The 21,950-nt window shown below is 68.7% G+C and carries 18 protein-coding genes and 4 pseudogenes; 10 read left to right on the top strand and 12 right to left on the bottom strand.

All coding sequences use genetic code 11. The features are described from left to right. Nucleotides 1-157: 157 nt before the first annotated feature. The 3 genes from FB157_RS49805 to FB157_RS44955 are packed head-to-tail and all read right to left on the bottom strand — an operon-like array spanning nucleotide 158 to nucleotide 2,689. Entirely contained in the window at nucleotides 158-607 is a 450-nt protein-coding gene (locus tag FB157_RS49805; protein ID WP_398948069.1) for a DUF6087 family protein, read from the bottom strand. 49 nt (nucleotides 608-656) lie between these two features. Beyond that, nucleotides 657-2,201, bottom strand: a complete 1,545-nt coding sequence (locus FB157_RS44960; protein WP_145887290.1) for a PH domain-containing protein — start codon at nucleotides 2,199-2,201, stop codon at nucleotides 657-659. Further along, the gene (locus FB157_RS44955) at nucleotides 2,198-2,689 is read right to left on the bottom strand and encodes a PH domain-containing protein (RefSeq protein WP_145887288.1); all 492 of its coding nucleotides are present in this window, start codon (nucleotides 2,687-2,689) and stop codon (nucleotides 2,198-2,200) included. The genes FB157_RS44960 and FB157_RS44955 overlap by 4 nt, the downstream gene beginning before the upstream one ends. Before the next feature lie 359 nt (nucleotides 2,690-3,048). On the opposite strand from FB157_RS44955, the gene FB157_RS44945 reads away from it, so the two are divergent. Next, nucleotides 3,049-3,582 carry a kinase gene (locus FB157_RS44945; RefSeq protein WP_186581973.1) on the top strand — a complete coding sequence of 178 codons (534 nt, stop codon included), beginning with the start codon at nucleotides 3,049-3,051 and terminating at the stop codon, nucleotides 3,580-3,582. Nucleotides 3,583-4,102: 520 nt separating this feature from the next. After that, nucleotides 4,103-4,651 (top strand): hypothetical protein, encoded by a 549-nt coding sequence (locus FB157_RS44935; protein WP_145887285.1) that lies wholly within the window; start codon nucleotides 4,103-4,105, stop codon nucleotides 4,649-4,651. 638 nt (nucleotides 4,652-5,289) lie between these two features. On the opposite strand, the pseudogene FB157_RS49560 reads toward FB157_RS44935, so the two are convergent. Together FB157_RS49560 and FB157_RS44920 are read right to left on the bottom strand one after the other, a co-directional pair. Beyond that, nucleotides 5,290-5,661, bottom strand: a pseudogene (locus FB157_RS49560) (SsgA family sporulation/cell division regulator); the annotation flags it as partial. A gap of 485 nt (nucleotides 5,662-6,146) precedes the next feature. Then, entirely contained in the window at nucleotides 6,147-7,034 is an 888-nt protein-coding gene (locus FB157_RS44920) for an RNA polymerase sigma factor (protein WP_145887283.1), read from the bottom strand. 153 nt (nucleotides 7,035-7,187) lie between these two features. Here FB157_RS44920 and FB157_RS44915 point away from each other — a divergent pair, with 153 nt between their 5' ends. The 4 genes from FB157_RS44915 (at nucleotide 7,188) to FB157_RS44900 (ending at nucleotide 11,791) form a co-directional block, all read left to right on the top strand. Further along, nucleotides 7,188-7,391 (top strand): hypothetical protein, encoded by a 204-nt coding sequence (locus tag FB157_RS44915; protein WP_145887282.1) that lies wholly within the window; start codon nucleotides 7,188-7,190, stop codon nucleotides 7,389-7,391. 668 nt (nucleotides 7,392-8,059) lie between these two features. Continuing rightward, on the top strand, nucleotides 8,060-10,291 hold the full coding sequence (gene tap, locus FB157_RS44910) for a telomere-associated protein Tap (RefSeq protein ID WP_145887280.1): 2,232 nt from the start codon (nucleotides 8,060-8,062) through the stop codon (nucleotides 10,289-10,291). A 9-nt stretch (nucleotides 10,292-10,300) separates the two neighbouring features. Then, nucleotides 10,301-10,858 carry a telomere-protecting terminal protein Tpg gene (gene tpg / locus FB157_RS44905; RefSeq protein WP_145887278.1) on the top strand — a complete coding sequence of 186 codons (558 nt, stop codon included), beginning with the start codon at nucleotides 10,301-10,303 and terminating at the stop codon, nucleotides 10,856-10,858. A gap of 192 nt (nucleotides 10,859-11,050) precedes the next feature. Further along, nucleotides 11,051-11,791, top strand: a complete 741-nt coding sequence (locus FB157_RS44900) for a VOC family protein (RefSeq protein ID WP_145887317.1) — start codon at nucleotides 11,051-11,053, stop codon at nucleotides 11,789-11,791. 308 nt (nucleotides 11,792-12,099) lie between these two features. Here FB157_RS44900 and FB157_RS44895 read toward each other — a convergent pair whose 3' ends face one another. After that, complete coding sequence (locus FB157_RS44895) at nucleotides 12,100-12,306, bottom strand: cold-shock protein (protein WP_145887276.1); 207 nt, start codon at nucleotides 12,304-12,306, stop codon at nucleotides 12,100-12,102. Nucleotides 12,307-12,934: 628 nt separating this feature from the next. Further along, complete coding sequence (locus FB157_RS44890) at nucleotides 12,935-13,120, bottom strand: hypothetical protein (RefSeq protein WP_145887274.1); 186 nt, start codon at nucleotides 13,118-13,120, stop codon at nucleotides 12,935-12,937. Between the two features lie 33 nt (nucleotides 13,121-13,153). On the opposite strand from FB157_RS44890, the gene FB157_RS44885 reads away from it, so the two are divergent. The 3 genes and pseudogenes from FB157_RS44885 to FB157_RS44875 all read left to right on the top strand — a co-directional run. Next, the gene (locus tag FB157_RS44885) at nucleotides 13,154-13,642 is read left to right on the top strand and encodes a GNAT family N-acetyltransferase (protein ID WP_186581970.1); all 489 of its coding nucleotides are present in this window, start codon (nucleotides 13,154-13,156) and stop codon (nucleotides 13,640-13,642) included. Between the two features lie 396 nt (nucleotides 13,643-14,038). Continuing rightward, nucleotides 14,039-14,360 (top strand): annotated as a pseudogene (locus FB157_RS44880) (transposase family protein); the annotation flags it as partial. Between the two features lie 503 nt (nucleotides 14,361-14,863). Next, nucleotides 14,864-15,491: pseudogene (locus FB157_RS44875) on the top strand (IS5 family transposase); the annotation flags it as partial. Between the two features lie 135 nt (nucleotides 15,492-15,626). Here FB157_RS44875 and FB157_RS44870 read toward each other — a convergent pair. The 3 genes from FB157_RS44870 to FB157_RS44860 form a co-directional block, all read right to left on the bottom strand. Further along, complete coding sequence (locus tag FB157_RS44870) at nucleotides 15,627-16,250, bottom strand: hypothetical protein (protein WP_261386985.1); 624 nt, start codon at nucleotides 16,248-16,250, stop codon at nucleotides 15,627-15,629. Between the two features lie 26 nt (nucleotides 16,251-16,276). Beyond that, nucleotides 16,277-16,903 (bottom strand): hypothetical protein, encoded by a 627-nt coding sequence (locus FB157_RS44865; RefSeq protein WP_315903924.1) that lies wholly within the window; start codon nucleotides 16,901-16,903, stop codon nucleotides 16,277-16,279. Between the two features lie 317 nt (nucleotides 16,904-17,220). Next, nucleotides 17,221-17,874 carry a hypothetical protein gene (locus tag FB157_RS44860; RefSeq protein WP_261386984.1) on the bottom strand — a complete coding sequence of 218 codons (654 nt, stop codon included), beginning with the start codon at nucleotides 17,872-17,874 and terminating at the stop codon, nucleotides 17,221-17,223. A 105-nt stretch (nucleotides 17,875-17,979) separates the two neighbouring features. Between FB157_RS44860 and FB157_RS44855 the strand changes: the two are divergent. Continuing rightward, nucleotides 17,980-18,507, top strand: a pseudogene (locus tag FB157_RS44855) (transposase family protein); the annotation flags it as partial. Nucleotides 18,508-18,925: 418 nt separating this feature from the next. On the opposite strand, the gene ligA reads toward FB157_RS44855, so the two are convergent. Beyond that, the gene (ligA, locus tag FB157_RS44850; protein ID WP_186581969.1) at nucleotides 18,926-21,016 is read right to left on the bottom strand and encodes an NAD-dependent DNA ligase LigA; all 2,091 of its coding nucleotides are present in this window, start codon (nucleotides 21,014-21,016) and stop codon (nucleotides 18,926-18,928) included. Nucleotides 21,017-21,268: 252 nt separating this feature from the next. Next, nucleotides 21,269-21,688: a transposase gene (locus tag FB157_RS44845; RefSeq protein ID WP_186581968.1), complete on the bottom strand. Its 420-nt coding sequence runs from the start codon at nucleotides 21,686-21,688 to the stop codon at nucleotides 21,269-21,271. Between the last annotated feature and the right edge of the window lie 262 nt (nucleotides 21,689-21,950).

Below are 21,950 nucleotides of genomic sequence, written 5' to 3'. Positions count from 1 at the left end.
GAAACAGCCTGGCCAGGGCTCGCCGACCGCCGTCGCGAGCGGCAGTGCAAGCCCAAGGAATCTGCCTGACCCCGTACAGCACTGCGCCTCGCCGGGTGACCGGCAGCGCGCTCTTCGTGCGTGGTCGGTCAGGGCTTGCGGTGTCGGCCACGCCCGATCATCGGATTGGTCCGGGTGCGGGCAGCTCCATCCGGCCGTCATCCTCGATTCCGTGCAGCATTCGCTGAGCGGCGGCGCAGTTGTCCACCGTGGTCACCGGCACCCACTGACAGCTGTCCCACTCCACGATCAGGCGGGGCGCGTGCGGGGCCAGGTGGGCCGCTCGCTGGGGACCGTCGCCCAAGTGGACAGCATTGCGTTCCCCCACGGGCCGTAGGCGCTTGTCTCGCCGCTCCCCCCATCGCTCTGGGCCCTTACTTTGCAGGCCACCGATTTGGGTCGGGCGACGAACTGCAGCGGCATGGCGCGGAGGTGCTCGGACAGCTGCTGTGGGACTGGCGGGCTGAGCGAGTGAAGGACAAGCGGTAGGGGCCGTATCCGGAAGCCTTTTCCGGATACGGCCCCTACACGTGTGCGGGGCGATGGGTGCGAGGTGGAGGGACGGCACGGGGGTTGCCGCCCCTCCACCTCTCGGGGGGTTCCAGTTGCTCTGAGGATCAGCCGCGCGGGACGCGTTCGATGAACGGGGCGAGCAGCTCGGGTACGGCCTCTTCGGCGTAGGCGAGGCCGACGCCGACGCATACGTCCCGCACCTTGTAGCAGCCGACACCCGCGGTGGTGGCGCCGATGGTGAGCAGTCCGTTGCGCCGCTGGAAGTAGGAGCGGGAGATGTTCCAGCCGATGACGGCGTCCCGCTGGAGGGCGACGGTGCGGCGGGTGAAGGTGCCGGCACGGACGACGAGATAGCGGTCGCGGACTCCGTGGCCGAGGGCACGGTAGGCGTCATTGGCGAGGGCGATGACGATCGGCAGACCGACGAGCGCCGTGATCCAGGCGGTGTGCACCAGGACGGGGGTGAGCCACAGCCCCAGGGCCAGCAGGATCGCGACGACAGGCACGAGGACCCACAGGCCGCGGTTGATGCGACGGCGCAGGGCGACGCGGGAGTGCGCGACGAGCTTCATCTCCGTCGGGGGCCGTTCCTCGGCGAGGACGTCGGCGGCGACCCGCAGGGCCTCGTCCCGGGGCACAGGCGGGGTGAGGGAACAACGGCTTCGGTTCTCGTCGGTGTTGCTGAGGCCGCCGGCTATGGCGCTCAGGCTGGCGCCGCCCGCCCAGCGGAGCAGCATCGGCTCGGCGACCTCGACGCCGCGCAGCCGACGCTCCTCGATGCTGACGGAGCGGGAGACGAGCAGTCCACGGCGGATTCGGAAGCTACGGTCCCGCTCGCGCTCCAAGCGGTAGTTGGTCCAGGCATCCACAAAGGTGGCGGTGGAGATCGCGGCACCCAGGAGGGCGGTGATCACGACGGCGACGAGGATGCCGAACCACAGGGGCACGGAATCGAAGCGGTCCTCGATGTCCTTGACGATGCCCAGTTCGAGCGGATCGACCTTCATCTCGTGCAGGATGCGGTAGGCGGTACCGATGCCGGCGAAGACACTGCCGACGCCCCACACGGTGAGCGGCGCGTACCGCAGCCAGGCCCAGTCCATCTCGGCGATGGTGACGTCCTCGTCCTGGCCGGTGGCGCGGCCGCTGCCACGCCGGTCGATGAGGAGCCTGCGCAGTTCGCGCGCCTGATGCCTGGTGATGCTGTCCAGGGAGAGCTTGCGGCTGGGGGACGAGGTCAGTGCGCCGGTACCGATGCGCAGCGAGGTGAGGCCGAAGAGGCGGTGCATCGGCCGGGCTGCGATGTCGACGCTGCGGATCCGGTCGAACGGGACCGAGCGGCGGCTGCGGAAGAGCAGGCCTGAGCGCAGCTCGACGCGGTCGCCGGTGACGCGGAAGCGGGTGGTCAGCAGCCGCATCGTGCTGATCCCCGCGATGACCAGGAAGGTGATCACCAGTGAGCCGAGCGAGATGAGGGCCTGGAGGTTGGCGCCGGTCAAGGCGACCGTGACGGCGAACAGGGCGAGCGGTCCGGCGAGCATGCTCAGGTTGACCAACAGCAGTCTGGGGCTGAGCCTGCTCCACTCGGGGTCATCGGCGGCGCCGTTGGAGGTCCCGGTGGCCTCCCGCTGTTCGGTGTCGTGGCTCATGTCGCGTCTCCCGGCGTGGCCTGGGCCACCCTGGTGAGGTGTTCGACCACTTCCCGCGCGGTCCGGTGGTCGATTCCCTTGATCTTCACGGCGCCGGAGTAGGAGGCGGTGGTGACGGTGATGCCGGAGAGACCGAAGAGCTGCTGGAGAGGCCCGCGCAGGGTGTCCACGGTCTGGATGCGGGACAGCGGCACGACCCGCCACTGCTGCCAGAGCCAGCCGGACGCCGCGTAGACGGCTTCGTCGGTGGTCTCCCAACGGTGCACCCGGTAGCGCCAGACCGGCATGACGGCCATGTAGGCGAGGCCCGGTACGAGCGAGATCACGAAGGCCCAGCCGAAGAACAGCCTGGCGGGCGGGATGAAGAGATAGAGCACGCCGAAGACGATCGGCAGGGGCAGGGCGAATATCGCGGACTGAAGCGTCCACCAGCCCACTGCCCGAGCTTCGACACGATTGCGCGGGGGCCTGAGCCTGACATCATCCATGGGTTTCACTGCTTCACCCTAGTGCTGAGACGATCTTGCACCAAAGCCCTAACTGATGCTCCGTCACATGAGTGTGAATCGGCGGAACTCACCTGGTGCGCTGTCGTGTTGCCAGCCGCAGGAGTCTGCCCGTCGCGCGGCCGGCGGCGCTTGGGGAATCGAGTTCTCGACGGTGTGCCGGTAGGCGGGTTCGGGGCGCCAAGGGGCCGCGTAGCCGTAGCGCACGACTTCACGGGACAGTTCGGAGAGCAGAAAGGGCAGACCATGGCTGGACGCCTGTGCAGTGCGCCGGGCGTCGACGGCGTCGTTCTGGAATGCCCCGGGTGGTGTCAGTGGCCGTCGGTAGCGTGGGGGCCGTGATGGTGGGTACTGAAGAAACCCGGCTGGTCGTGCTGCGCGGTAACAGTGCTTCGGGGAAATCGTGCGTCGCGGCCGGCCTGCGTGAGCGGTTCGGCCGCGGCCTGGCCGTGGTCGGCCAGGACAACCTCCGCCGCATCGTGCTCCGCGAGCGGGACCGGCCCGGTGCCGCGAACATCGGTTTGATCGGCCTGACGGCCCGTTACGCCCTGGACGCGGGATTTCATGTGGTGGTCGAAGGCATCCTCTACGCCGACCGCTACGGCGACATGCTCGCGGCGCTGCGTGCCGACCATCGTGGCGCGACCCACGGCTACTACCTGGACGTGCCGTTCGGTGAAACCCTCATCAGGCACGCCACCAAGCCGATCGCCGATGAAATCAGTGAGACGCAGCTGCGCGACTGGTACCGGGCGCGGGATCTGCTGCCCGGCGGGCTCGAGACCGTCATCGGCGCCGACAGTGCCCTGCACGAGACCGTCGACCGCATCATGCTCGATACCGGTCTGGCTTACCTGCCCGCGCTGGACCGCTGATCCGGGCACTGTTGCGAGGGATGGTGTGCCCACGTGCCGTCACAGTCGCGCCGAACCCTGCCCAACCATGAGGCTGACCACGGCCGCTGACCGGAGGGGGCGTGGAGGGTTCGGGTGTTGCTGCCGTTTTCGTGTTCGTGGTTCTTGTGTGTGCCAGGGCTGGAGAGCGTGCCGCGGAGCAGTGCCTTCCGCATCCGTGCGGCCGGCGGAGCCCAGCTGGTGCGTGCCCGGCGGGAGCCGGGCCGCGGGGCGGCGGGTGAGCGCCGCACGGCGGGGCGGGGGCGGCATGAGTGATCAGCGGCCGGCGGAGCATGCCAAGGCGGTGTCTGCCCTGGTCGTCGAGTGATACGGGCAGTTGGTCGGCTACGCCGGCAGGCGGCTTCGGGTTCGCGACGTCCAGCCGGCGTTTACGCTGTGACCTGTGGCTACCGCATGATCGTGTGTCTTCACACACCGCTGTTCAATGGTAGCCGCACCTGCCAACACCAGCAGGGTGGAACGGCTCATTGAAGGAGACGCAGTGCTGGGATTGCTGGGCTTCTACGACGAGCTCGAAAACCGCTCCGGCCAGCCGAACGGATCGATACGCGATGCCGTCCAGCCCGTTGGCGAGCCGGACGAAGCGGACCTGGTGGCCTACCTGGACGCCGGCCACGTCCTGATCGACGTCATGGAAGCCGGACACGACGCCATCACCGGCAGCGCCCACAGGCACTCTCCGGGATGCTCGTCACTGGTGACCGACGGAACCTGGTTGTGGCGCCTGGACTTCCCGCACTATCTAGAAACACATCACGTTGCGCTTCCCGAGGCATTCATCGCACACGTCCGGAACCTGAACTACAAGATGCCCACCATCACCGTCGCGCAGTTCGCTCCGCGCTACAACGAGACCATGCCCCTGGTCGGCTGGACCTCGGCTACCCCGTGGCGATCGACTGCGACCGTGCTCGTACCTGAACCACGAGCAGTGACCAGCAAAGCCGACTTCGACGCGACGATGCTGGCCCAGGACCGGAACCGGCCGCACGGCAGCTGGGTCAGGCCACGCAAGCCACGGAAAGCGTGAACACCACCAGCACGGGAGCGATCTACAGCTGGAGTACTACGGGCCGGGCGAATATGCGCTCACATCCCCCCGAGGCAGTCCAGGCTCGCCGCCGGTTGCGGTCCTTCGCCCAGGTACGCCCGAACGTACACAGGGGTGTCGGTGCGAAATGAGCTGCTCTCAAGACCAACAGGCGTTGCCCTGAGCCGTGGGGCAACCGGGTAAGACGACGCCACCTGGATCGCGGACTCTTGCGGTTGCGGTCCAGGTCACCGAGGAGGCCCGCGCCGTGCTCAAGGCGAAGGTCAAGGAGATGGAGATGGCCGGGGAGGCCCGCGGCCGTGGCCCGGCGCCGTTCTACTCGTGCGGCACATGGAGTCGGTTGGCGCTGCGGCGCCAGTGGGTCACGGCCCCAGCGGCCGTTCGATCAATCCCACCGCACGCGCCGGACGGCCCCGTGCTCACGTGCCGGCCGATGGGCACCATCCGCTTCGGACCCGCGGACGGGATTGGAGGTATCACCAGTTGTCGTGTCCTCCCTGCTCATCGAGGAGCTGGTCAGGCTCGGCTTGCTGGTCGGGGTCGACCTCGTGTTCTTCCTCCTCACTCAACTCCTCGATGGCGGCGTCGGGTCTGCCCACCGTGTCCCGCCCATCAAGTGCGGTGAGATTGCACAGCTCGTCCACATCGACGTGTCGACCCTCGTCTCCAGGCGCCACCAAGCCGTTCGTGCGTCGGAGGAACTTCTGCAGAGCTGCCCGGGGAGCCTCCAGCAGCGCCGTTCCTTCAGGGGACTGCAGAGTGATGAAGACGACCTCCATCCCGACTGAGACAGCGGGCCGGATCTTCACGTCCATAACACCTGCGGAGGTGCGGAGACCGGCCGCGAGAAGCTCACGAGAGAAGACCCAGTGGACCAGTTCGCCCGGGCCCGTTCGGAACCACGCCTCGATGGCGTAGGGATCCGACCGCCGGTAGCGCAGCCTCGTCGGCACGGGCATCGAGGAACTGCTGGAGACCACCAGCCGCATGCTCACCTCGCAGACCACCTCCGAGGTATCGGGACGTTCCTTGTCCTCCGGCTGCTCCTCGGCCTGTCGGCGGCGATGTTCCAAGTAGCCGGTGAACAGTGTGCGCAGTTGGCCCGCGACCCTTCGTACGGGTTCAACTTCACCAGCGCTGTGGGGCGGGGCATCGTTCGGGACACTGCCCTCCAGTTCGGCAAACCGCTTCTCGATGCGCTCCCGCACCCCGGCACCGGTGCGAGCGCGTAGTGCCGTCGCCCCTGGCGTGCCGAGCGAGGACTGCTTGAGCAAGGTCGCGAAGTCCGGGCCGGCCAAGCCGTCCGGACGTCCGCCGATTCCCCCTACCTCTCGGTCCAGGCGCTCCTGCAGTTCCGTGAGGTGTTCAAGGCACGCACGGAAACTCGGGCGCAGAGCTTCGGGCGCATGCAGTTCCGCCTCCTGAATCCTCGCGATGGCCTCCGCGACCCCGTCTGCGAGGCCTTCTTCCCGCTTCACGTGTCCTCCCTGCCGTCCTGTGCCGTCGAGGGGGTAAGTCGATCTTCTCGGCCACCCTGCTGTGGTGGGTCTTTTCTCAGCCGAGACATGCGCATCGCCACGGCCGCCGCCGAAAGGCCGAGGTACTCGCCGATCTCTTTCGTCGTGTAACCCCTCAACATGAGGAAGAGCGCGGTCCGCGTGGTCTCGTCCTTCACCACCGCAAGCAACCGCCGAACAGCGTCATGGCCGATCGCCTGGTTCTCGGGTTCCTCACCGTGATGACCTGCGGCATCCCGCAACGCGTCCATGCCGTCCGGGTCACACGGCGGGCGCCGGGCGCGCTCCGAAGCCCAGCGGTCATAGACCCCGGCGAACTCCCGCAGGACGGCACCGACGAAGAACGTCTTCAGGGACGCGCCGCCGTCCGGGCGCCAGCCGGCGCCGGCAAGTGCCTTCCGGCGGTAGAGGTGCAGGGCCCGCGCGACGACCTCACAGACGAGCTCCTCCCGCTCGTCTGGGTCGACGCGCAGAGTCTCCATGTCCTGCAGCGTCCGGGATGCCCGAACAGGCCGTCCCCGGGCCGCGCACAAGGTGAAGATCTCCCCGGTGTACAGCCAGTTGGTCACAATTGGATAGGCGTACTCGGTCAACGCCTGCGCGAAAAGGTTCCAGGCCAGGCCGTCGAACTGTGCGGCTGCCAGGGCTTCATACATGGCCGCATCGTCGGCCGCTCTTTGGCTGGTCTCGGCGGCGGCCTCGTCCGCGAGCAGGGCGAGGGCAGCGGAGTTCTCTTCGATCCGCACCCTGAAGAGCGGGGGCTCCAGAGCGTCGGTGCCGGCGCGTGCAGCTGGCAGTTGTTGTGCCCCTAACGTTGGAGCCCCGTCGAACTGCTCGTCGGGCATATCTCTCCCTGCGAACCGGTGCGGTCACGTTCTGAGAGCGTTGTAGGGAGAGGAAGGGCTCACGGATAACGCGATCCCGAAAAGGAATCCCCGAACGTGTGAACCACCATGCGGACGTGATGCGACGGCCGCGTCACTCCCTACGACAACGGCATGACGCAAAGCTTCGTCACGGCCGCGACCGGCGTGCTGGCCGTCCTCGCCGCCATGGAACATGTGCCGCGCTCCCTCACCCGCCTGATCCAGGCCTGCATCCCGCTGGCCAAGGAATGGAGGGAACTGACTGGACAAGCCCAGGAAATGGAGTCGGCCCAGGACCCTGCCGAGCCGAAACCGGAGCCGCGTCAGCCTTCCTGATCAAGTGCTGCATCGTGCGGGGCGAGCCGCCCCCTGGCACCTGACCGGAGCATTGCGCGACAACCCACAGGATGCGTACCCATCTGGTACTCCCTCGCCTCGCTGCCCCAGCCCAAAATGGGGGATCGGCACGACTGTCCGGCCGGGCAGGAACTGCTTCCGGGCTGTCGACCGCGGCGTATCCCGCCTGCCGTCGGGATGCGGATCCATGACTGGGCCCACTGCCGTCGCTGGAGCTGACCGGGAACGGCCTACTGAGTGGGGAGAGAGCCGACAGCAACACCGTCCACTAGGCCGCGTACACGCTCATGCTGGCTTTGTCTTCCCGTCCCCGGTCGGACTCTCCGGTACACGAAGGCACCACGCCCCGACAGCCACCCCGTGAACTGCGCGAGCCCCGCTGCGGCGGATCAGCCCGCAACCGCAGACCGACGGGGCTCTGCCGTCCAGGGTGCGCGGTCCGTGTGCTGCGTGCTGTGGGCCTAAGGTTCGTCGCTTTGTTGCTGGGCTAGTGATGGCGGCGCCGGTGTGACGCAACTTTGTGCCCGTGTACCTCGGTGGCGGCTGAGGTGCCCAGCCACGCGAGATCGACATGTGCACGTTGTTCGAACGTGATTGGTACGCGAAAGGTGCGTTTCACGTTAGAGTTGTCGGACTGGAGGTGTTGCATGTCCGAGCTGTTCGACGCGGTCGATGCGCTCATCGCGTCCCGCTCTGCGTTGCCGCCACCGGTGGAACGCAGGCGGCTGCGTCAGGCGCACGGCCTGACGCTGGACGAGGTGGCCGCTGCGCTGCAGGTGCGGCGGGCGACGGTCAGTGGCTGGGAGGCCGGCAAGACCGAGCCCCGGCCGCCGGAGCGCGACGCATACGCCCGCATGCTCGAGCAGCTCGCCCGGCTCTATCCTGCCGACCCCAACGTCGCGGTGCCCGCGACGGACGCGGTGGTCCCCGCGACGCCTGCCGGTCCGGCCGCTCCTGCATCGTCGGCAGCTGAACCGGTCCAAGCCCGCCCCGAACCCACAAGCCCGACTGCGGAGCCTGCGAACACCGCGCTCCGCCCCGCTGGCCCTGTCGCTGTGCCGCGTCCGGCGGCCACGACCAGGCCGGCGTCGAGTCGTCCGGCCGCGAAGAAGACCGTCCCTGCCGGCACCCCGGCAGGCGGAGCCGACCAGCGGTTCGCGAACGGTCCGCTGGCGGTCGTCGACGTCGATGCGGATGGTGAGGTGCTGGCGTACTGCACCGGTGGCCTGGTCCTGGACGTGTCGGCGAAGTCGATTCCGGCTCTGGTGGAATGGACTCTGCGTGAAGGGCGGCTCGGGCAGTCGAAGCTGTCCGGGCCGGGCAAGGACGCCGACCCGCTGCTCGTACTCACCGAGGCCGCATGCGAGTACTACGGCCTGCCCGTCACGCTCACCGATGAAGAGCGTGTGGCCGGGCGGCTGCCGGAGGGCCACAAGGTCATCAAGCAACTGGCGCGCGCCAAGTGGCAGCTGACGAAGCGGGGGTTCGGGCCGTGGGCGCGGATCTACCGCCCGGCGCAGGGATCGGAGCGGACCTGCGTCCAGCTGTGCATCCCGTCCTGGCACGCCCTCGACTCCCGTCACTGGGGAGAGGCCGGGCAGCTTCCGCCGGCGGAACTCGCCCGAATTCTGAGCGTGTACGCGTCCAGGGTGATGACGCCGCGTGGTTCCACCGCCGTGACCGGTCTGGAGCTGATGACGGCTCTGCACCCGCCGACCCGTGCCTCCGAACCCGACGCGACGGGTAGGCGGACTTCCGAGCACAATCCCGGCAGCCTGGGCAAAGATCCGGTGGACTGTGCGCCGTGCGAAGCCCCGGACGGCCACCCGCTCCTGGCGGACCTGCCGCGCTTCCATGTCCGCGGCCCCGGCGAGAAGCTGTTCGAGGAGGCGTACGACTGGGCGCGGCCGATGACGGATGCCGAGTGCACCCTGCGGTATCTGGTCGGTATCGACGTGAACATGGCCTTCGCCGCCGGCGCCAACGGCCTGGTCGTCGGCCTCGGCGAGCCGACGCACGTCAAGGGGCCGGTGTTCGACCCGAAGCTGCCCGGCTCGTGGCTGGTGGACCTGTCCCACGTCGACCTGTCGAGGGTGAAGGTCGCCAAGGACACGTGGGCGGAGCTGGACGCAAGTCTGCTGCCCAGCCCGTTCACACCGAAGGGCGAGCGCCCGACGGGGCCGGCCTGGTACGCGACACCGACCGTGGCGTACGCGGCGGAGCTGGGCTACGACGTCGCGCCGGTCGAAGCGTGGGTGCGCCATGACAACGGCCGCTACCTGGACGGCTGGTACAACCGGCTGCGGGACGCCTACCTGGCCACGATGGCCGACCTCGGTGTGCACGCGGACCTGTCGCCGGCTGACTTCCTCGCGGCGATGGACGGCTACAGGGAACGCGACCCGGATCTGGCGACCGTCGTCTCGGCGGTCAAGGCGACGGTCAAGGGCGGCCTGGGCAAGCTGCGCGAGCGGCCGCGCGGGGAGGGCTGGAAGCCCGGGCAGCCGTGGCGGGCCCTTGCCCGGCCGACCTGGCGGCCGGACATCCGTGCCGCGGTCATCTCCCGGACCCGGATCAACCTGCACCGGAAGATCGTCAAGCATGCGGCGTTCACCGGGCAGTACCCGGTCGCGATCCTGTCCGACTGCGTCGTGTACGCGGCCGGCGGCACTTCGCCGCTGGACTTCCTGCCCTACCGGGACGGAAAGCCGCTGCCCGGCGGCTTCAAGCTCGGCGTCAACCCGGGCCTGGTCAAGCATGAAGGCACCCAGAGCGTCCTGTGGGGCGAGGAGGTCCGCGACCGGTTCGACGCCCCGGAGCTCAACCTCGCCCGCTACATCAAGGACGGCACCGTCACCGACATCGACAACGGAGAGTAGGAGAGGGCGATGAGCCTGTTCGGCAACGGCCTGGACGCCGCCGTGCAGAAGTCGTTCACCCGCCCGGCGCCCAAGACCGCGCCCGCGCAGATGCGCTACCTGGTCAAACAACTGGGGACCACCAGGGCCGTCGCCCAGATGCTGCGGATCTCCCAGCGCACCGTCGAACGCTACGTCAAAGCCCAGATCAAAAAACCGCGCCCCGACCTCGCCGCCCGCATGGAGGCCGAGGTGAAGAAGCGGTGGCAGCCGCAGATCCGCGCCAGGGCCCGCCAGAGGGCGGCGACCACCGACGGCATCGTCATCGACACCCGAGCCCGGATCGGCTACACCGCCCCGATCGGCACCACCGACGACGCCCGCCTCCGCCACCTGACCGTCGCTCTACCGCCGCAGTACGCCGCCCGCCTCTTCGACGCCCAGCAGCAGGGCGCCACCGACCAGCAACTCCAGCAGATCACCGCCGAAGCACTCAGGGACGTGTACTTCCAGGACAACGGCCGCCGCGCAGGCAGCCTGGAAGAGGTCCGCTTCACCGACATCGAGCACGTCGAGTTCGACCTGTAGGCATCCCTCGGCACGAGCGAGCCTGAGCTTCGTTGTGGCTTGGCGTCTCACGTGGCGAGTGAGCAGTTGGCTTGGCGAGGCTGAGCGCTCTGGTTGGCGAGCTGAGCATTGCGGCTGGTGAGGGGGTTGATCTCTGTTTGGCGTCGGGGATCTGCTGATGCCGTTGCACCCCGGGTGCATAGGATCGCCGGCATGACACTGCGACCTGTCCTGGTGAACATGAAGGCTCTTGATCACTCGGCGGTCGGCCGGTTCTGGGCGCAGGCGCTCGGCTGGAGTGTTGCTGGCGGGGGATCGGGCGCGACCGCCGCCAAACCCGTCGGCTTCGATTGGCTGGACCCGGTCGGCGTATGCATCGACGTCATTGCGGTCCCGGAACCCAAGACGGCAACGAAGAATCGTGTGCATGTCGATCTCGCCACCACCTCTGCGGCCCATCAGGCGGAGTTGGTCGAGCGCCTTGAAGCTCTCGGTGCGACGCCCGCCCACGTGGGCCAGGGCGACGTGCCGTGGACGGTCCTCGCTGACCCGGAGGGCAACGAGTTCTGCGTGCTGGAGCCTCGGGAGATGTACCGGGACACCGGGCCGATCGCCCGGGTGGTGGTCGACTGCGCGGATCCGCGGGCCATGGCACGGTTCTGGGACGACGCGATGGACTGGACCCTGCACGAGGTGACGGACGACCATGCGGTGTGGCGCTCGGCCGAGGGCGTTGGCCCGTATCTTGAGTTCCTCCGCTCGCCGGACGTGAAGACTGTGCCTGACCGCGTCCATCTTGACTTCGTGCCGCAACCTGGTGACGACAAAGCAGAGGAGGTGGTCCGGCTGCGGGCCCTCGGCGCCGCCGACCTCGACGTCGGCCAGGGCGACGTCCCGTGGACGTGTCTTGCCGACCCGGAGGGCCACGAGTTCTGCGTCCTCGCCCGGTCCTGACGCAAAGCCTTGACCACACCCCGACACGTGAACCTCGTGTACTGATGCGCCACCACCCCGCGTGGGCGGGTGTGGCGTCCCGGTCAAACCGGGCGGCGAGAGCTTGCGGGTCGGGGAAGAGCAGCATCAACAGCCGGCCCGGGACGGCCCTCACTGCGATCTCCTTGTAGACCTGACCAACTGGTAGAGCTTCGTGCGTTGGACTGCCGACGGATGGCGCCTGTCGGAGTTCACTCAGCAGGACGGGCCCCAGCCGGGGCGCAGGCGAGAGTGCCCCGCTGGCGTTGGCCGGCGGGGCGGGCTGCTGGTCAGCTGGTCCTGGTGACGTTCTCCGCCTGCGGGCCCTTTGGTCCCTGGGTGACGTCGTACTCGACCTGGTCGCCCTCGTTGAGCTCCTTGAAGCCGGTGCCGGTGATGGCGGAGAAGTGAACGAACACGTCCGGTCCGCCGCCGTCCTGCTGGATGAAGCCGAAGCCCTTTTCGGCGTTGAACCACTTCACGCGGCCAGTTGCCATTGCTCTAGATCCTTCTTGATGTGCCACGGCACCGGGTCGCGGTACCGACCGTAGCCATATGGGCCTTCGGCGCTCCAAGTTTCCACCTCCTGCAGGAGCTCGGCCCGCATTGCCGCTGTTCGACACGACGACCGGCAGCCGCTCGACGAAGCGGAGGCGCTCGAGCGCCTCGTACAGGTCCACGGCTCCCAGCACGCTGCAGCCCGGGTCCTGGGCGAATCCAGCGACTGGGTGACCCGAAGCCTCGAGCTGCTCAGGCTCGCTGCGGAGCTCTGGCTAGACGCTGACGGACTGGACACTCCCGGTCAGGGTTGGCAGCGCGCCGCCCTGCAGGGAGGTTAGCCACCACTGCCATGGCTAGATCCGATCTCGTGCCCTGCAGGCTGTCGGCGCCGAAGCCCGACGCGCACGGGGACCTCCTTGCGCGAGGACTGATTGGCGGCTACAGGTCCTCGGCGAATGTGCAGGCCATTGCGGACTCCGACATACGCCTTGGGCTGCCTGCGGCCTGGCTCGTAACGGCCATCCGCGCGGATGCGACGGCCTGGCGGGACTCCGGCTTGGCCGAGGTGTGCGGGCGCATGGCAGTGCTGGGCGGCCGCGTGGCTGGACAGGTGGACTTTCGTGCTCAGGCCGCCTCGGGACCGTCCAATGCCGTGATCGTCGGGCTCTGTCCGGCCTGGCGCAGCAGCGGTTCGGGCGTCCAGTTGCTGCCGGCGGGCGACGCGGCGGCGACGTGGAAGAGTGGGGGCTTGGGCGAGCGGTGTTTGGGAGCGGTGCAGGAACGCGCGCCCGAGCGGCCGACCTGCCGCACACGGGCACTCCCCCGGTGCGACATACTCTCCCGATGAGCTCACGCACACCCCCGATCAGTCAGCCGATCACGATACGGAGGGCCGTAGCGCGGGATGCCAAACGGCTCACGCGGCTCGTGCGTGGCTCACGCGCCTACGAGGGCAAGTACGCCTCCGCAGTCGCGGGCTATCGGGTCGGTCCCGATTACATCGAGGCCCACCGCGCCTTCGTAGCCGTAGGCGCCGACGAGCCTGGAGGCCGGGTCCTGGGGTTCTACTCGCTCGTCCTCGCTCCACCGGAGCTCGACCTGCTGTTCGTCGCCGACGAAGCGCAAGGACGGGGTATTGGACGACTGCTCGTCGCGCACATGCAGTCCGAAGCCCGTGCCGCCGGGCTCGACCGTATCAAGGTCGTGTCCCATCGTCCCGCCGAGGACTTCTACCACCGCGTCGGCGCCGTGCGGACCGGGACCGCGCTCGCGAATCCGCCCGCCGTACCGTGGGATCGTCCCGAATTCGAGTTTCGCATTCCTTCGGAATGACGCGGTGTGCCGGCCCGCAGGGCACCGGTTCGCCCGCATGGCGCGCTCCGTGTGTGCCGTCGTCTCTGCCCCGGCCGGGGGATCGGATCGCCTACGTCGGCGGCCTCTCCCGGCGACTCCCTCACCTCCCGCCCGCACTCCCAGAGCCGGGCGGCTCCGTAGTTCGCGGGCCATTTGTCGGCTTGGCTGCGTCGCGGGGGCGGCTTGTCCTCCTCGCTGGCGGGCTGGATGCCGAGGACGTGTTCGCACATCCACCGCTGGACGATGGTGAGCCCAGCCCAGCCCAGCCCAGCCCAGCCGAGCCGTGCTGACCGCACCCAGCGTCCCTGGTCTTCGCCCCGGTGCACGGCGTTGCCCGGAGGAGAGATCTCCGGAGGGCTGGCGGGAACACTGCAGGTGTTCAAGTTGGCTCGGCCGTGGGCGGCTGCGGCGGAGGGCCGGCGGGTGGAGGTGCGGGGGTGGATCGCGGAGACGAGCGCCGGGTGCGGGTGCTCAGTACCGGCTGGTGTTCATGGACCGGCTGGTGGTCACACTGATCCATCTCCGGTCCATCTCCGGCACGATCTGCCTCACGCGGTCCTGGGTGTGCTGTTCGGCGTCGATCGCTCGACCGTTAGCCGGGCCGTCCGTAAAGGTGCGTCGGCTGCTGGCGGAGCGGGGCTTTGCCGTTCCCGACAGGCCTGGTCTGCGGCTTCGCACGCTGAGTGGGGCCGTGGCCGCTGGAGATCAGCGGGTGGTCGGGGGCGCGGGTGCTGGCGGCTCCGTGTCCGTCCCGCCGCGTTGCAACTGCCGAGTTTCCCGCCTCCCTCGGATTGCCGCCGTCCTTGTGCCCGGTGTGACCGGGGCGTCAACCGGCGGCGCAGGCGCGGTGTATCAGAGGGCCGGCCTGACCGTTCTCCCGTGTGAGCGGTGTGCCATCCGGCCCGGCGTGCCTGAGATCAGCCACAGCGGAGGCCGACCTCCCCAGCACGGGGCGATGACGGCCAAGAAGCCTGGCAGGGATGAAGCCTGCTGCGGGTGCCGCTCCCGCGGTCGGAGCCCGAGGAAACGCGGCCGCGGCCTCCCAACCGCCACAGCAGACCCTATTCACTTCCGGCCCCCCGGCATTTCCCGGATAAATCCGCTGCTCAAGCTTCTATCAGCGGTGTCACCCGCTCGGTCTGTTGCTGGGGGACGTATGGCGAGGGCCTGGCGGGCTGAAATGGATTTACCGAAAGGGGCCGCTACCTCCCGCACGACTTGCCGCACTGGAACACGGTCTACGGATACTTCGCCAAGTGGCAGCAGGAAGGCGTGTTCGCCCAGCTCAACGGCACGCTCAGGCGGCTCCTGAGGCAACAGGAAGGCCGGGACGCCGAACCATCCGCCTGCGTGATCGATGCGCAGAGCGTCAAGACCTCCACCAGCGTCCCCGCCTGGGGTCAGGGCGCCGACGCGGGCAAGAAGATCGTCGGCCGCAAGCGGAGCATTATCACCGACATCCTCGGTCTCTGCTGGCCGTTCTGGTCACCGCGGCCGGCGTCCAGGACTCCGCCGTAGGCCAGACCCTTCTCGACCAGACGGAGGGCGCCCATCCCGCGAGCCGCAAGGTCTGGATTGACGGTGGCTTTCGCAAACACTTCCTTGAGTACGCCGCCACCCACGGCATCGACCTCGAAATCACGCAACGCATCCCCGGTACCAGGGGATTCACCCCGATCCCGAAACGCTGGACGGTCGAGCCACCTACGGCTGGCTCATGCTCCACGGCAGGCTCGCCCGGGACTCCGAAACCCTTCCCTTTAGTTCGGAAGCCACGATCCACCTCGCCATGACCGACCGCATGGCCCGCCGGCACGGCATCAGCTGACCTCGCCCCTTTGGAAGCTCGCGGGTTCCCGGAATCCTGAGCGTTGGTACGCCGGAACCTGCGTTCAGCTGACGGCTGTGGTGGTCCCGCGCGTGGGTTCGCTGTGGTGGACGGGATCTGGCGTCATCAAGTTCATCAGCCCGCGGGCCAGTGCGGGTTCGGCATGCCGTCATCGCTCATGTGCGCCCGCTGCCAGATCTCGCTCCAGCCGTACGGGATCGATGGCACGATCCGGTGCCGCTGCCCGCACGGACATGGCACCGCCGCCCACGAGCACCCACGACACAGCTCGATCCATCCGTGCCCGGTCGGGTTCGGTTCCAGCGGTCCCTCGTTCCCGCAGGCCGGGCAGCCGGGGAGATCGGTACCGTCGAGAATCGCGTTCTGCCGCCGGATGTACTGGGACAGTCGCAGCGACGGGTGGCGGAACGGGTCTTCGTACCAGGCGCGGTCCGGGCCCTCCCACCTGCTCCGCAGCCACCACGGTCGTGGGTTCGGTACGGCCCGCCGCCCGGCTCGCTTCTCCGCCCGACGCTGCGCGGCGTACTCCTCCGCCCGCGCGAGCCACAGGACCCGCGCCTCATGCAGTTCCTCCACCGCCCGCACCAGCGCGTCCGGATCCGCCTCCAGCCGCCTGGGGATCGCGGCGCTGAGCGTGAGGTGGTGATACGTCGCCCGAAAGCCGTACGGCGCAAAGAGGGTGATGCAGGTCCGCAGCGCGCTGTGTCGGCGGCGCAGGGGGAGGCGAGCGTCGTGCACGCGCGCTCGGTGGGTCAGGAAGCTGCTCACTGTGTGGGCTCCAGGTCCAGTGCCCGGGCCAGGGCAGCGGTGACGGCGGCGGCGTGTGCCGGCAGGTGTTGTTCGGCCCAGGTTCCGGCGAGGCTGAGGAAGTTCCGCAAGTCCTGCTGGGCACCGGTGACGAGGGTGCGTACCTGGTCTACTGGCAGCTCGATCACCGGGCTGCCGTTCTTCGCGTGGGCGTCGAGAGTCAGCCGGACGGTGTCGCCGACGCGTTCGGCCACCGAGGACGGGTCGTGGCCGAAGTAGGAGCAGCCGGTGCCGTCAAGCACCTCCAGCCAGTCCCGCCAGGTCTCCAGGCCGTTGCAGCAGCCAGGCTCGACGAGGACGGTGCCGGTCGAGTTGTCGGTCACCCGGAACCCGCCGGCGGCGAACAAGTCGGGCATGGTGAGCAGCCCGTGCAGGAACCTGCCGAGCGGGTCGGTCGGGCACGGCCCGTGCTCCTCCTCCGGCTCGAAGTCATTGCAGTCGGCGATCCGCATAACCGCCGTGCCGACCTCCGCCGGAGTCAGCTCTCCGTTCAGAACGAGGTAGCCGTACGACTCGTGCTCGCCAACCGGCCAGAGCGCAAAGTCGTCGGCAGCGAAGATCTCCAGAACGGGTTGCATCACCATCACACGGGGGATGATGCCGGACCCACTGCCACGCCGCCACGGACTTTAACTGCGGTATCGGGCTCATGGCGGGCCCGCTACCTGGGCAGTTTCGCGGATCGCTCCGGGTAGGCGGGGCCGACGTGGCGCATGGCGGTGGAAGTACTGATGCCGAACAGTCGCATCAGGTGCAGGGGGGGGGCAGCGCTGGCCCGAGCCTCATGGAGGATCCGGTCCTGCCGCAGCACATTCAGGGTCATGCCCTTGGGGAACACACCGCGTACGGTTTTGACACCGAAGGGCTGTCCCGTAACTGCCAGGAGGGTTAAGAGTCGGGCTCAGACTCCTTTGTGGTCTGCTGCTGCGGCCCAGCGACGGATGTGCGGGTCGGGATGGACCCGGGCGGATGCGAGTGTGCTTTCAAGTAGTTGGTGCAGGTATGGCGGGTATGCCGCGCGGGGGGTGGGCAGATCCAGCAGGACACGGTGGCGCATCTGCAGGTCGGTGGCTTCGGCGAACACCCGCAGGGATGCCTCCAGCCACGCGGCCTTGATGTCCTGTGACTCGTCCAGCGCGGGATCACGTATCCCGCTGAGTGCATACGCGGGAGATCGGTTTGCACGCAAGGGCACGTGGGCGCTGTACCAGGCCCGCACGGCACCAGCTCGCTCGGCATCCGTGCCGACCCGCAGGTAGTCGACCAATGCCGCCATCACACGGCGGCGTCCGAACGCATAGACCGCCGGCTCGACGAACCAGCGGCAGAAGCTGGGATCCGGGTCGTACACGGCTGCCGCCATCAGGGGGGCGAACCACTTTTCGGGCAGACTTGCACGTTCGAGCAGGGGCTTACGCACCGCATGGGCGAGGTGGCGGGCACGCCGGTCCTTCGGCTCCATGGCGACGTCTCCGACGCCCAGCAGCCGGGCCACCTCTGTCACGCATGTCAGGAATGAACGCGGTTCTATACCGCTCTGCTCGTCTTCGGCCACGGCAGCATTCTGGACTGCCCGGGACGGCAGGCCCAGGCCCGATGGCCGCTGGTACTTGGGCGGAAGAGTACTTGCTCGGCCTCCCCTGGGTGGAACGATCACGGCGTGGCTGGTGTGATCACGGCGTCGGAGCCGTCCTGGATAGCCCCGTTCTCCGGGCTGAGCCCTCGCGCCTTCAGCAAGCTGGTGACCGTGCTGCGACGTGAGGGTGCGGACGCGGTCCGCAAAGGCCGGCCATGGAGCCTTCCACTGGAGGACCGGGCCCTGCTGGTGGCCGCGTACTGGCGCACGAACCTGACCCTGCGCCAGCTCGCACCGCTGTTCGGGGTGTCCAAGTCTGCCGCAGACCGGATCATCGACCACCTCGGACCGATGCTTGCGCTCCAGCCCCGTCAGCGTTTCGCAAAGGACACCGTGCTCATCGTGGACGGGACGCTGGTTCCCACCCGGGATCACACCATCGGCGAGCGGTCGAAGAACTACCGGTACTCCACCAACCACCAGGTCGTCATCGACGCCGACACCCGGCGCGTCGTCGTGGTCGGCCGACCGCTCGCCGGGAACCGAAACGAACGGCGGTGTGGAGTCAGGGCCGTGGATCGAGGACGAGGCCGGGCAGGCCGATGGGTTCCAGGCTGATGCCGTGGTCGCGGGTGCGGGACAGGATGAGCCGGTCCGGGACGTAGGCGGCGATGTTCCGCAGGTCCAGTGGGGCGCCCGCTTGTGATGCGCATGAGCGTCTCCGAAATCGAGTGCGGGCCCTGCCCGGGGTCCGGTCGGCGACCAGGACCCAGCGCGGCCGGACGCGCAGCGCCTCGCTGCCGCACCTGGTCCTTGAAGACCAGCTCCGTTACTGGGCTGCGGAGCTCTGCCGTCGCTGCGTCCGCCGGGCCGCCGTGAGAGCGATGGCTCAGGAGGCTGCGTGGCGCATCAGGGAGCCGGCGCCGGTACCCGAGCAAAGTCGCCATGCGCCGCGTCCGGTTGTACCGGGCGCGTGGAGGGGGGCCATGCTGCACGGGTATTGCCCCCTCCTGTGCCTGTGGTCGGTGGCTCAGGTCAGGAGGTCGGCGATCAGGGCGGCGAACTCGTCGGGGGTGAGGAGGCGGATGCCGAGCTGTTCGGCCTTGGCGCGCTTGGAGCCCGCGCCGTCGCCCGCGACGACGAGCGTTGTCTTCTTGGAGACGCTGGAGGAGGAGCGGCCACCGGCCCGCTCGATGAGCTCGTTCATTTCGTTGCGGGAGAGCTTCTCCAGGGCCCCGCTCATCGCGCCGGTGACGACCACTGCCATGCCGGCCAGCGGGCCACCCTCCGCCGCGGCCGCGGGCGTCCCGAGGGCAGGGCCGGCTTCACCGGCGGCGGGTGGCGGGGTGGCGCCTGGCTCGGTCATGCTGAGGCCCAGGACGGCGAGTTTGTCGATGAGGGGGGCCAGTTCAGCCAGTTCCGCGACGATCGAGGGAGCCTTCTCCGAGCCGATGCCTTCGACGCGCTGCATCGCGTCGGCGTCGGCGGCTCGGATGGCGTCCATGGTGGCGAAGTGGCGGGCGATACGCCGGGACATGGAGCGGCCGGTGCCTCGCACCCCGAGCGCGCACAACACCCGCGACAGTGGCTGCTGCTTGGCCTTGCCGATCGCGGCGAGCAAGTTGTCGGTGCTGGTTTCGCCCATCCGGTCCAGTGCGAGCAATGCCTCGCGGGTGAGGGTGAACAGGTCGGCGAGGTCGGTGACGAGGCCGGCGTCGACGAGTTGGACGACACGGGTGCCGCCGAGCCCTTCGATGTCGAGCTGGTCGCGGCCGGCGGCATAGGAGAGGGAGGCGACCAGGTGGCAGTTGCGGCCTTGCGCACACCGCCAGCGTTCCCCGCTCCTGTCGATGGCTGATCCGCAGCGTGGGCAGACTTCCGGGAACACGATGGACCGTTCGTTGCCGGTGCGCAGGTGGGCGAGGGGAGCCTCGATCCGGGGAATGACGTCGCCGGCGCGGTGGACCATGACCTGGTCGTCCAGACGCAGGTCGCGTCGCGTGATGTCGGCCGGGTTGTGCAGGGTGGCGTAGGTGATGGTGGAGCCTTCGATGACGACCGGTTCGAGGACGCCGCGTGGGGCGATGATCCCGGTACGGCCGACGTTCCACTCCACCTCCAGCAGCCGGGTGATCTTCTCCACCGCCGGGAGCTTGTAGGCGATCGCCCACCGTGGCGCACGGGAGCCGGATCCGGCGGCCTGCTGGTCCGCGGCGAGGTCGGCCTTGATGACGATGCCGTCGATGCCGAACGGCAACTCGGCACGGAGCGCGGCGATCTCCTGCACCCGGGCCAGGACCTGCCCCACGCTCCCGGCGACGGTGTCCGGGACCGTGGTGCGGGCGCTGGTGTGCACGCCAAGGTTGGCCGCCAGGTCCATCAGGTCACTGTGCGCCAACGCGTTCAGCCGCTCGGCCAGGACACGGTCGGTGCCGGGCAGGGGCAGCAGGCTGTAGCCGAAGAACGTCATCGGCACGCTGTAGAGGCGCTCTTTGGCCCGCAGCGTGCCCGCCGCGGCGTTGCGCGGGTTGGCGAACGACTGCCCACCATGACCGCTGCGCACCTCGTTGGCGTGCTCGAACTGGGCGTTCGTCATGAGGACTTCGCCGCGAATCTCCACGGTTACCGGCTCGGCGAGTTGCTCGGGCAACCCCTCGATGGTGCTCTTCGCGTGCGAGACGTCCTCCCCGGCCGTCCCGTCCCCGCGGGTGATCAACTGTGTCAGGCGGCCGCCGGTGTAACGGGCGGCGATCGCGAGCCCGTCCAGCTTCGGCCCGACGCTGAAGCGGGTGACCTCGTGCCCGATACGGCGCGCCAAAGACACCGTCCAGGTGGTGAACTCCTCAGGGGAGAAGACGTTGTCCAAGCTCAGCATCGCCACCGAGTGCGGGACATCGCCCTCGACCGCGCCGCCGGCCACTTTCCCGCTGGGTGAGTCGGGCAGCACCTGCTCGGGGTGCTCGGCCTCATAAGCGGCGATCCCGCGCACCAGCCGGTCGTAGGCGTCATCGTCCAGCGCCGAGGTGCCGCCCTCGTAGTACGCGGCCGCCGCCCGTACGGCTTCCTCGACCGCCTGCGCATAGGCGGGGCCATCCACGATCACTGCTGCAGGTGTAGTCATGACCGGCATACTGCCTCCCACCACTGACAATCGGGCCAGGAGCTGGTCCATGGAGTACTGCTCAGCTCCCCGACACAAGGCTCGAGACGCGTATCGGGCGGCATATTGGTCGGCGCTGCTGGTGGTGCAGGGGGTATGTGCGGACGTTACGTCTCTACCGCTGGCCCGAGCCCGGACTGCGATCCGACCCCCCCAAGGCGGCTGCCCATCGGGCATACCGGGAGGTCTGTGCGCCTGCTGGACTCGCTTCGGTCAGTCCAGGTGAATGCCGCGAGCGGGGGTGTCTCTGCACTGGGTCAGCTCCAGCGTCCGCTCTGCCGTAGCGCTGTCCGGGCGATGGGCAGGATCCACGCTCAGCAGCGCTCTGATCAGCCGGGCGAGCCGGCCGGCGAAGCCCTGATCCGCCCAGAACCTCTGAATCCGCGGGTGGTCGACCCGGGCCCACAAGAGCGGTCGGCGGGGGCCGTCACGGTCCTGGACGCTCGCGGCGACCACGCGGACCGCAATGACCAGACCGAGGGTGTCGGTGACCAGGGACCGCTTACGACCCTTGACCTTCTTACCGGCGCCGAAGCCCCTGGTCGCGCCGGGGACGGTGTCAGCGGTGCGGATGGACTGCGAGTCGAGCGGGCCGGAGCTCGGCTCGGCACTGCGTCCGTCAGCCTTGCGCACCCCAGGTGAAGTACCAGTACACCGTTGGCCAGGGCGTTCTGTGGAATCAGCCGTGTCAAGCAGCGGTCATCATCCGGTGACTGCCACCGTCTTCTGCATCGCCGCTGCACGGACAGCGGCTTCTTCGATCTGGCGTCGACCATTCCGGCCTCGGCCCCAGATGAATGCGCGCCAACGACGCGGGGGCCCGCTGCTCCAGTTCCGGAACTCCTCGACCGCGACATGGTCGGACAGTCGCCACCGGATGGTGGAGCCTGAGGCT

It is taken from the genome of Streptomyces sp. BK340, from assembly GCF_007827595.1.
Lineage (GTDB): Bacteria > Actinomycetota > Actinomycetes > Streptomycetales > Streptomycetaceae > Streptomyces.
Note: the sequence above shows the minus strand (reverse complement) of the source record. Positions and strands in the feature narration are given on the sequence as shown.

Bases quoted from the DNA above. Each gene is read 5' to 3' on its own strand.
- FB157_RS44960 (WP_145887290.1), bottom strand. From the start codon at position 2,201: ATGAGCCACGACACCGAACAGCGGGAGGCCACCGGGACCTCCAACGGC.
- FB157_RS44955 (WP_145887288.1), bottom strand. From the start codon at position 2,689: ATGGATGATGTCAGGCTCAGGCCCCCGCGCAATCGTGTCGAAGCTCGG.
- FB157_RS44945 (WP_186581973.1), top strand. From the start codon at position 3,049: ATGGTGGGTACTGAAGAAACCCGGCTGGTCGTGCTGCGCGGTAACAGT.
- FB157_RS44920 (WP_145887283.1), bottom strand. From the start codon at position 7,034: ATGCCCGACGAGCAGTTCGACGGGGCTCCAACGTTAGGGGCACAACAA.
- FB157_RS44915 (WP_145887282.1), top strand. From the start codon at position 7,188: ATGACGCAAAGCTTCGTCACGGCCGCGACCGGCGTGCTGGCCGTCCTC.
- tap (WP_145887280.1), top strand. From the start codon at position 8,060: ATGTCCGAGCTGTTCGACGCGGTCGATGCGCTCATCGCGTCCCGCTCT.
- tpg (WP_145887278.1), top strand. From the start codon at position 10,301: ATGAGCCTGTTCGGCAACGGCCTGGACGCCGCCGTGCAGAAGTCGTTC.
- FB157_RS44900 (WP_145887317.1), top strand. From the start codon at position 11,051: ATGACACTGCGACCTGTCCTGGTGAACATGAAGGCTCTTGATCACTCG.
- FB157_RS44895 (WP_145887276.1), bottom strand. From the start codon at position 12,306: ATGGCAACTGGCCGCGTGAAGTGGTTCAACGCCGAAAAGGGCTTCGGC.
- FB157_RS44885 (WP_186581970.1), top strand. From the start codon at position 13,154: ATGAGCTCACGCACACCCCCGATCAGTCAGCCGATCACGATACGGAGG.
- FB157_RS44865 (WP_315903924.1), bottom strand. From the start codon at position 16,903: ATGGTGATGCAACCCGTTCTGGAGATCTTCGCTGCCGACGACTTTGCG.
- ligA (WP_186581969.1), bottom strand. From the start codon at position 21,016: ATGACTACACCTGCAGCAGTGATCGTGGATGGCCCCGCCTATGCGCAG.